At 73.3% G+C, this 9,426-nt stretch carries 9 protein-coding genes; 2 read left to right on the top strand and 7 right to left on the bottom strand.

Annotation, left to right across the window (positions count from 1 at the left end; translation table 11 throughout):
* Together AC1DP0_RS12665 and AC1DP0_RS12660 are read right to left on the bottom strand one after the other, a co-directional pair.
* The coding region (locus tag AC1DP0_RS12665; protein WP_478084914.1) for a hypothetical protein at positions 1-1,157 on the bottom strand (1,157 nt) is incomplete at its 3' end.
* 408 nt (positions 1,158-1,565) lie between these two features.
* Complete coding sequence (locus tag AC1DP0_RS12660) at positions 1,566-1,868, bottom strand: hypothetical protein (RefSeq protein WP_478084913.1); 303 nt, start codon at positions 1,866-1,868, stop codon at positions 1,566-1,568.
* A 34-nt stretch (positions 1,869-1,902) separates the two neighbouring features.
* Between AC1DP0_RS12660 and AC1DP0_RS12655 the strand changes: the two genes are divergently transcribed.
* The gene (locus AC1DP0_RS12655) at positions 1,903-2,412 is read left to right on the top strand and encodes a peptidoglycan-binding domain-containing protein (RefSeq protein ID WP_478084912.1); all 510 of its coding nucleotides are present in this window, start codon (positions 1,903-1,905) and stop codon (positions 2,410-2,412) included.
* Between the two features lie 30 nt (positions 2,413-2,442).
* Here the strand turns inward: AC1DP0_RS12655 and pheA are convergent, their stop codons facing one another.
* On the bottom strand, positions 2,443-3,390 hold the full coding sequence (gene pheA, locus AC1DP0_RS12650) for a prephenate dehydratase (RefSeq protein WP_478084911.1): 948 nt from the start codon (positions 3,388-3,390) through the stop codon (positions 2,443-2,445).
* Positions 3,387-3,926 carry a DUF4446 family protein gene (locus AC1DP0_RS12645; RefSeq protein ID WP_478084910.1) on the bottom strand — a complete coding sequence of 180 codons (540 nt, stop codon included), beginning with the start codon at positions 3,924-3,926 and terminating at the stop codon, positions 3,387-3,389. The genes pheA and AC1DP0_RS12645 overlap by 4 nt, the downstream gene beginning before the upstream one ends.
* Before the next feature lie 97 nt (positions 3,927-4,023).
* On the opposite strand from AC1DP0_RS12645, the gene AC1DP0_RS12640 reads away from it, so the two are divergent.
* Positions 4,024-6,213, top strand: coding sequence for a hypothetical protein (locus AC1DP0_RS12640; protein ID WP_478084909.1), 2,190 nt, complete (start codon positions 4,024-4,026; stop codon positions 6,211-6,213).
* Between the two features lie 163 nt (positions 6,214-6,376).
* Here the strand turns inward: AC1DP0_RS12640 and AC1DP0_RS12635 are convergent, their stop codons facing one another.
* The 3 genes from AC1DP0_RS12635 to AC1DP0_RS12625 all read right to left on the bottom strand — a co-directional run.
* On the bottom strand, positions 6,377-7,108 hold the full coding sequence (locus AC1DP0_RS12635) for a glycosyltransferase (RefSeq protein ID WP_478084908.1): 732 nt from the start codon (positions 7,106-7,108) through the stop codon (positions 6,377-6,379).
* Between the two features lie 14 nt (positions 7,109-7,122).
* A complete protein-coding gene (locus AC1DP0_RS12630; RefSeq protein ID WP_478084907.1) occupies positions 7,123-8,010 on the bottom strand; it encodes a DUF5926 family protein in 888 nt (295 codons plus the stop codon).
* A 28-nt stretch (positions 8,011-8,038) separates the two neighbouring features.
* A partial coding sequence (locus AC1DP0_RS12625) for an LLM class flavin-dependent oxidoreductase (RefSeq protein ID WP_478084906.1) occupies positions 8,039-9,426 on the bottom strand: 1,388 nt, incomplete at its 5' end.

Raw genomic sequence — 9,426 nt, 5'->3', positions numbered from 1 at the left:
GCCGGGACGAAGGGCGCGTCCGTGCCGTCGTTGCCGACGCCGGCGACCACGAGGACCCCGTGGGCGGCGAACCGCTGGAGCAGCTCGGCGACGGGGCCGGAGCTGTAGGTGCTGTCCTCGGCGTAGTAGCCGAGGGACAGGGACAGCACGTCGACGATCTCGGACGCGTCGTCGTTCTCCTGTCCGTGCACGTGGCGGTCGAGCAGGGCCTGGAGCACGTCGAGCATGACGCTCTCGTCGACGATGCCGTCGTCGCCCATGACCGGGATCGACAGGATCGTCGCCTCGGGGCAGCCCTGCCGGACCAGCCCGGCGATGAACGTCGCGTGCCCCTGGAGCTGCCCGACGGGCTCGACCAGCGGTGGCGCCGAGATCGTTGGCTTGGCGGGCCCCGCGGGGATCGGCTCGAGTCGACCGTTCTTCAGCTCCATCCGGACGAGTCCCTCCTCGTCCTGGAACCACGGGTGCGCGGCAACCGGCGTGTCCGGCACGACGACGACGGGTCTGCGGTCGACCGGACGCGCCCGCAGCCGGGGGTCGGGCACGGTCAGAGCGACCGGCATACGTCCCCCGCGTCCGGGGACGCCGTACTCCTGCAGCGCGGGCTCCCCGACCCCGCCCCAGTAGCCGACCCCACCCCAGTAACCGACACCGCCCCAGTAGCCGACCCCACCCCAGTAACCGACACCGCCCCAGTAGCCGACCCCACCCCAGTAGCCGGCCGGCCGGAGCACGTGCTCGAGGCTCAGCTGCTTGACGATCGGCTCTCCGGCGTGGCGCAGTCGCTGGAGCACGCTCCACGCGTCGACGGGGTCGATCGAGCGGGTCGGCGTCAGGGTGACGCTCGTGCCCCAGGTGGGCTGGTCGAGGTCACGCGGGCTCCCGTCGGACCGCGGCGTCACCCGGAAGTCGAGCTCGAGCTTGGCGAGGGCCGTGCGCAGGTCGTCGAGACCTCGGGGCCGTCCGCCACCTGCCGCGCTGCGCACGAGGAGGCGGTCGGAGAGGTAGAGCGCGGGAAGCGGCGGCTGTTCTTCGGCCAAGCGCATCGCCGTGGCCGGGTCGAGCGCCCGGACAGGCGGTCGCTCGGGACGACGAGAACCGCCGCCTGCGCCGTCGCCGTTGGCGCCCCCGGGGGCGTCGGGACCCGACTCTGACATCGACAACCTCCTGAGGGGCGGGGTGGTGTTGAAAGACCCTTACACCCGACTGAGAGTGCGTATGCGGTTTCCTGATACATCGAGCCCTCCGAAAACTCTTTGTCCGGGGATGTATCACCAGGGGAACCGACGACTCTGGGTGTTCAGGGGAACGGTCATCGTGCTTCGGGGGCGCTACGCAGGGGCAGCGGGCACGGTGACCACAGGGGACCGGGACTTCCCTGGGGGCGGTTCCGTCGTGGGGCGCCGGGCTTGGCAGCACCGGCGCCCCCTCCCCTGTCCGCAGGAGGAGAAGGACCGCGAGCGGGGCGTATGCCGTTGCCGCGAGTCGCGCCCCCGCGCTCGCATCCGTGACGCATACTTGGCGAACGTGAGCGGACGTCGGGGCCGTCACGTGAGCTCGGGGAGTCAGATGCAGGTCAGGGCAGGCGTTCGCAGCACCGGAAGCCGGCGGGTCGAGTTCGCCTCCGCAGCAATGGCGGTCGTCCTGGGCTTCACGTTGTCAGCCTGCACCAGCACAGCGCCGCAGAGCACCGCGATGGAGTCACCGACGGCGCAGCCGACGACGACGGCAACGACCCCGGCGTCCGGGGCCGGTGGTGACGACGCGACCGGCCCGATCCCGACGGTCACGGCCGACCCGCTCACCCCGACGAAGCCGACCCCGAGCGCGCCGAACACTCCGAGCGCGCCGAACACTCCGAGCGCCACGCGCACCACCACCACCACCGCACCCACCCCGACGGTGACCACGCCGGCCCCGGGTCCGACAGCCGATCCCGGCAGCGTGGCGGGCTCGTGCGAGCGGACCCTGCCGGGATACCCCGTGCTCGAGCCGGGCGCGAAGGGCGCAGCGGTGCGGGCCCTGCAGTGCTTCCTGAACGACGGCGACTACGGGCCGGTGGTTGTCGACGGTGTCTTCGGCGCCCAGACGCGGGCGGCGGTCAAGAAGGTCGAGGCGAGCTTCGAGGGCCCACGGCCCACACCGGGCCGCATCGACGGCAGCATGTGGGTGCTGCTCATCTCGCGCACACTCGGGACCGGGACCCTCAAGGTCGGGTCGAAGGGCGCCGAGGTCGTGACGCTCCAGCGGGCGCTCCGCGCAGCCGGCGGCACCATCACCGTCGACGGCGACTTCGGCGCCGAGACGAAGAAGGTCGTCCAGCGCTTCCAGCAGGCCAACCGGGTCGGGGACGACGGTGTCGTCGGCGACGAGACGCTCTTCCTGCTCAAGATGGGCGCCACGATCGGCTGACCCCGCCGGTCGGAACCGACGTCGAACCGCTCAGGCGCGCAGGTCGTCGAGCCAGGCGCGCGCCCGGTCGAAGTCCTTGTCGGAGGTGCCTGGACGCGCCTCGGGGCGACCGCCGTCTGCCCGCGGGTAGGACCCGAGGAAGCGCACCTCGGCGCAGACCCGGCGCAGGCCCATCAGCGTCTCGCCGACCCGGGCGTCGAGGAGGTGGCCCTCGAAGTCGATGGAGAAGCAGTACGACCCCATCGCCGCACCGGTCGGTCGCGACTCGAGCCGCGTCATGTTGACGCCCCGGACCGCGAACTGCTCGAGCAGCTCGAGCAGGCCACCCGCGTGGTCCTCGCGCTGGAAGAGCACGACGGTGGTCTTGTCCGCGCCGGTCGGCTCAGGCAGCGTGCCCGGGCGGGCGACGAGGACGAAGCGCGTGACGGCCGACGCGTTGTCGCCGATGTCCTCGGCGAGGACCTCGAGACCCTCGTTTCGCGCCGCGACGGGAGCACACACCCCGGCGTCGAACATGACCTCGCCCGGCTGGGCCAGGGCCGCCGCGCTCGCCGCCGTCGACAGCGTCGGGACGTACTCCGCGTCGGGGAGGTGCCCGCTCATCCAGCCGCGCACCTGGGCCCACGCGTGCGAGTGGGTGCCGACGGTGCGGACCCGGGCAAGCGGCATACCCGGTCTGGCGCACAGCACGAAGGTGATCGGGACGAGCACCTCACCGATGACGACGAGCGGCTCACCCGTCGCGAGCGAGTCGAGGGTCGCGGAGACGCCGCCCTCGACGGAGTTCTCGATCGGCACCATCGCCGCATCGATGTCGCCCGCGCGCAGGGCCGACAGGGCGGCGTCGACCGACCCGAAGGGGAGGTGCTCCCGGCCTTCGGCGGCGTCCCACGCGTCGAGCGCCATCTGCGTGAACGTGCCGCGCGGACCGAGGTAGCCGAAGCGGTGCAGCTCGGCGGGCGTGCGGGGCGGCGTCACGACGCGTCCTTCGTCCGGTCGGACGAGCCGACCGGCCGCACGGGGCGGCTCGAGCCCGGCTCGTCCTTGGTGGCCGAGGCCAGCGCCTGCTGCTCCTCGGGGGTCAGGGTGATGCTCGACCGGCCGCCGACGATGCCCTTGGCATACGTGCGGGACTCGCCGCGGGCGTGGATCGAGCTGAGGACGATGCCGTCCCCGAGGTCGTCGACGATCGCGGCGGAGAACGACAGGCGTCCACCCATGTCGCCGAACGCGTCGTACCGCACGACGGCGACGTTGCGCAGGCTCTGGCGCACGTCGTCCTCGGCGCTCGCGACGTGCTCACGCAGCGTGGCCAGCTCGGCCGTGAGCCGGTCGATGCGGTGGTTCTGGGTGGCGGCCACGCGCGCGATGTCGGTCTGTCCGCCGTCGTCGAGGGCGGCGAAGTCGCGTCGCACCCCGGCCAACCGCTGCCGCGCGGCGACGGCGAGCGCCAGGGCGAGCAGCGCGACGGCGACGGCCACGATGGCCAGGGTCGTCAGCGTCGAGGCGTCCACGATCGGCAAGGGTAGCCGCGCGGGTGCCGCGCGGCGCGCCGGTTCCAGCCCGTGACCGCGCCGTGGTCCGACAGGCCCGGTTTGTAGTCTGTCCCCCGTGATCCGCCGCCACCCCGTCAAGACGCTCGTCGTCCTGCTCCTGGCTCTGGTGGCTGCTCTCACGCTCGCCTATGCCGGGCGCAACACCGTCCCCGTCCCGCCCACGGCGCAGCCCCAGCCCGGGCAGTCGCTCGTCGTCGTGGGGCTCGGGGGCCTGTCGTGGGACGACGTGTCGGCCAAGGACACCCCCATCCTCTGGGGGCTGCTCCGCGACGGCTCGGCAGCCTCGGTGTCGGTCAAGAGCCTGCGCCTGACGACGTGCCCCACCGACGGCTGGGCCACGGTCTCCGCCGGTGAGGCAGCCGGACCCGACACGGCCGAGGCACGCCCGCAGTGCTCCCCGCTCCCTTCGGTCACGGGCGACGCCGCCTTCGGCTTCCGGGTCAGCGGCTTCAGCGCACTGGCGACCGCCTCCCGCGAGGCGGAGTTCCGGGCCCGGCTGGGCCTGCTCGGCGACAGCTTCGCGGCCCAGAAGACGTGCATCCAGGCGATCGGACCGGGCGCCGCCCTCGCCGCCGCGACCTCCGACGGCACGGTCGCGAAGTACACGCCGTTCCAGGCGACGACCCTCGTCTCCGACCTCGCCCAGTGCCCGGTCAGCATCGTGGACGTCGGCGGCATCGACGCGACCGACCCCGACCCGACGCGACACCTCGAGCGGATCAACGGCCTCGAGCGCCGCATCGAGTTCGTCATGGACGCCATGCCCAGCGGGGCCGACCTCGTGGTGGCGGGGCTCGCCGACCGCGACCAGCAGGAACGGCTGCGGCTGCTCACGGCGAGCGGTCCCCACTACGGACCGGGCCTGCTCGCGTCCGCCTCGACCCGCCTGACCGGGGTCGCCCAGCTGTCCGACATCACGGCCACGATCCTCCAGCGCGCCAGCGTCGAGGCGAAGTCCGAGATCGGCGGTCGGGCCCTGGGCGTCGTCCCCTCGGCGAACAACAGCGAGTCGACCGCCGCCAGCAAGCTCACGGCGCTGACCGACATCGACACCAAGGCCGACGCGATGCACCGCATCGTCGCGCCCTTCCTCATCCTCTGGCTCGCCGGCACCGTCCTCGCCATGCTCGTCCTGTGGCTCGTCGTCCGGCGGGCCCGACCGTGGAACCGGCGGTTCACCCGGGCGCGCGTGCTGCGCCTGGCGCGGCTCGTGGGGCTCGTCGCTGCGGCGATGCCCGCCGCCACCTTCCTGGCCAACCTGCTGCCGTGGTGGCGGGCGTCGACGAACACCGTCGCGCTCGTCGCGATGCTCCTCGTCCTCGTGCTCGTGATCAGCGCACTCCTCAGCCTCGCCTGCCTGAAGGGCCCGTGGAGCAGCTCGGCGCTGGGCCCGCTCGCGGCGATGTCGGCGATCACGGCCGGGGTCATCGGCATCGACCTGCTCACGGGCTCGCGTCTGCAGATCTCCTCGATCTTCGGCCTCCAACCACTCGTCGGCGGTCGCTTCTACGGCATGGGCAACGTCGCCTTCGCGTTGTATGCCGCCGCCGTCCTGCTCCTGTGCGCTGCCCTCGCGCACGCGCTCGTCCGCCGAAACGCGCCGCGCCTCGCCGTGCTCGCCGTCGTCACCGTGGGTGGCGTGGCCCTCGCCGTCGACGTGCTCCCGGCGTGGGGGGCCGACTTCGGCGGCCCCGTCGCGCTGGTGCCCGCGCTCGGCTTCCTGCTCATGGGCGTCGTGGGGTGGCGCACGTCGGTGCGCAACGTCTCGGTCGTCCTGCTCGTCGCCGGCCTCGTCGTCGGGCTCGTGTGCTACCTCGACTGGCGACGCCCCGAGGCGGAGCGCTCGCACCCGGGACGCTTCCTCCAGACGGTCCTCGACGGCGGCGCGTGGGACGTCGTGTCCCGGAAGCTGTGGGCCAACGTCTCCCTCTCGGTGCACCTGCCGGTCCTGCTGGTCCTCGTCGTCGCCCTCATGGTGGTCGCCGTCATCATCGTGCTGCGGCCCGGCACCTTCGGCACGGAGCCGCTGCGGCGCCTGCTCGAGGAGGCCCCGATCATGCGCCGCGGCCTGCTCTCGGTCATCGTCATGGCAGTCATCGGCTTCCTCACCAACGACTCCGGCGCGGCGATCCCACCCGTCGCGGCGATCTTCACGGTGCCGCTCGTCGTCTCTGCGGTCATGCACTTCCTGTCCATCGAGGCACGGAACGCGCCGGTGCGCCGACGCCGCGACCGCCACCTCTGACGCCCGTCGGGAAGTGGGCACTCGAGCGACGAGYGCACAGCTCCCCACGCCCCACCCCGTCAGGAACTGGGCACTCGAGCGACGAGTGCACAGCTCCYCACGCCCSACCCCGTCGGGAATTGGGCACTCGAGCGACGAGTGCGCAGTTCCGCACGTGGCTGGTTCAGCCCGGGCCGAGGCGACGGCGCAGCCGGCGGACGCCGAGCGCCAGGGCGACGTCGCGATACTGCCCTGCGCGGTGCACCTGGGCGCGCCAGTCGGTGCCGGTGACCCGGTGCTGCAGGTCGCACGGCACCTCGAGCACGGTCAGGCCGGCATCGAGCACGTCGACGGTCATGCCCACCTCGACCCCCCAGCCGCGGGCGAAGGGAGTGGCCGCAGCGATCGCGGCCGGCGAGAGGCAGCGCATCCCCGACAGGGGCTGCTTCGGAGACCAACCGGTCAGCTCCTCGATGCCGCGTCGGGCGAGGCCGACGACCAGGCCGTGCCCGCCGGCGCTGCCCTGCTGCGCAGGCAAGGTCGCGATGGTGAGGTCGGCCTCGCCGAAGGCGACGGGTCCCACGAGCGCACCGACGGCGCGGGCCGACGCCTCCAGATCGGCGTCGACGAAGAGCACCGCCGTGCTGTCGTCGAGACGACCGACGCGGCGCAGTCCGGTGACGCGACCGAGGCCGCTCATCAAGGCGTCGGCCTTGCCGTGGTTGCGCGGGAGCCGGACCACCTCGGCACCGGCGCGGGCGGCGATCGCCGCGGTCCCGTCGGTCGACCCGTCGTCGACGACCACGACGACACGGACGCCGGGGATGGTGCGCACCCCCCGGATCGTCGCGGCGATACGCGCGGACTCGTCCTTGGCCGGGATGACGACGGCGACGGACAGCGGCGGGGTCGTCATCGTCACCCGTCCTCTCAGCGGAGGGTGACCTGGCGGTTGGTCAGCCCTGCCCTGGCGCCGCGCTCGGCGGCCGTGAGCGGCTCGGTGGCAGCAGCGGCATCGTCGATCTTCGTCTTCATCGCCGCGACGGCGGCCTCGAAGGCGGCGGCCTCGGCGCCGGGGTCGACCTCCCACACCGGGATGAGCAGCCCGCTCGAGCGGAAGCAGCCGAGCAGACGGCCGTCGTCGCCGAGGTGGCTCTCGCCGGCCGCGTGCAGACGAGCAAGGGCGTTGGTGGCAGCGTCCTCGTCGAAGGGCAGCACCCAGCGGACGTAGGTGCGCTCCCCGATCCGGCACCAGAAGGTGGACGGGGCGGCGTCGAGCTTCACGGTCGGGATGGCCGACTCGTTGGCCCGCTCGAGGGACTCCTTGCCGTCGGCGTCGAGGTCGGCGTCGGCGACCCAGAAGTCGAAGCCCTCGTGCAGCTGCATCTCGAAGGGCGCGTCCGTGTCGAGGATGTCCTGCAGGCGCGGGGTGTCGGCCATCGAGACGGGCAGCGTCGCGACGGGCGAACCGGCTTCGGCGACGGCCGCGAGCGCGATGGCCTGCGCGATGTCACGGCTCGTGTCGCCGCTGCCGTTGCCGGACTGGATGCCGACGACGACCTCGCCGCTCTCGCGGTGCAGGCCCGGCCAGGCGAGCGGGAGCACGGTCGCGATCGTCACCTCGTCGGGAGCACCCTCGGGCGCCTGGCCCTTGGCGAAGCGCACCGTGGCGGTCGCGGCCGGGACGATCTCGCGCATCGCCACCCAGTCGGTCTCGTTGGGCAGGCCCTCGAAGGGGCGGGCCACGAACGGGGCCGGAAGCGGACGTGCGGAACGGTCAGCGCGCTCGCCGCGCGGTCGACGTGATGCCTTACCCATGCGCGCCACCCTAGTGGCCGGGCCGGGGTCAGCCGAACGCGGTCGCGAGCGCCGCGAGTGCCAGGACGTCGTCCGGTCCGTCGAGCCCCACCGGGGCGATGAACGCCGTCGTGACCCCGCGCTCCGCGAGGCCGGCGAGGCGGCGGGCGTGCTCGGTCGGAGTCCCCGCATGGTGCCGGGCCGCGAACGCGGCTGCAGGCGCCCGTCCGCGGTGGCGCTCGACGCGGGACCAGACGTCGTCACGGTCCCGGCCGACGAGAGGCAGGTCCAGCACCGTCGCGTGGACCGTCGACGGATCGCGACCTCCCTCTCGCACCAGGGCGAGGTAGCGCTCGACCTTGGCCAGCCCCGCCTCGTCGGACGGCACGTTGCAGCCGTCCCCGAGGCGGGCCGCGATGCGCAGCGTGCGGTCACCCCCACCGCCGACGATCAACGGGAGGTCACCGACCGGCCGGGGGTACGACGTCGTCTCGGGGAGCGAGACCCGCTGTCCGGCATACGGCTTGGTGCCGGGCGCCCAGAGAGCCGTCATGATCTCGATCGCCCGCTCCAGTGCGTCGAGGCGCGCTCTCGCAGAGGGAAACCCGAGGCCGTATGCCGCATGCTCCCGTTCCCACCAGCCCGCACCGACCCCGACGAACGCCCTCCCACCCGTCAGGGCCGACAGCGTCGCCGCGGCCTTGGCCGTGATGCCTGGGGCGCGGAAGGTCGCCGGCGTGACGAGCGTCCCGAGCTGGAGCCGCGTCGTCGAGGCGGCCAGGGCTCCGAGCGTCACCCACGGCTCGGGGATCGGGTCCCAGGCGCGGCCGACCTGCGGGATCTGGATGAGATGGTCCATGAGTGCGATGCCGGCGAGCCCGGCCTCCTCGGCGGCACCCGCCATGTCGCGCAGCCATGCGAGCAGGTCCCCCTCGGCCGGGAAGCGCGACAGCTGGAGCACGACACCGCGCAGGGCCGACCGGGCGGCGGGTGGGGCGACCGGGCGGCGGACTCCCAAGAGGTCCGGCTCCGGCCATTCGGGCGTCGGCCCGTCCGGACCCACCCGGACGACCTGCCACCCCTCCTGCTCGAGCAGGTCCAGGGTGGTGGCGACGGAGGCGAGCTGGCTCGAGAGGACGCGGGCCGGGACCGGGCGCTCGCGAGCGGCGTTGCGCGCACGGCATACGGCCGCGGGCGTGTCCAGGACGACCGCGACGGCCGGAAGCCCTGCAGTCCGGGCCGCGGCCAACCAGCGGCGGCGGCGGGCCACGTCGGTGCCGAGCGTGTCGACGACAGTGGTCAGGCCGCGCCCGACCCGGGACGTGACGACCTGCTCGAGAAGGGCGAACGCGTCGACCGTGGCGTCGAGATCGTGCTCACCGCTGCCGACGACCGCACGCAACAGGTCCGAGGAGACGACCTCGGCGGAGCCGGAGC

This window comes from Terrabacter sp. P5_B1, from assembly GCF_056400505.1.
This window is presented reverse-complemented; position numbering and strand designations above follow the sequence as displayed.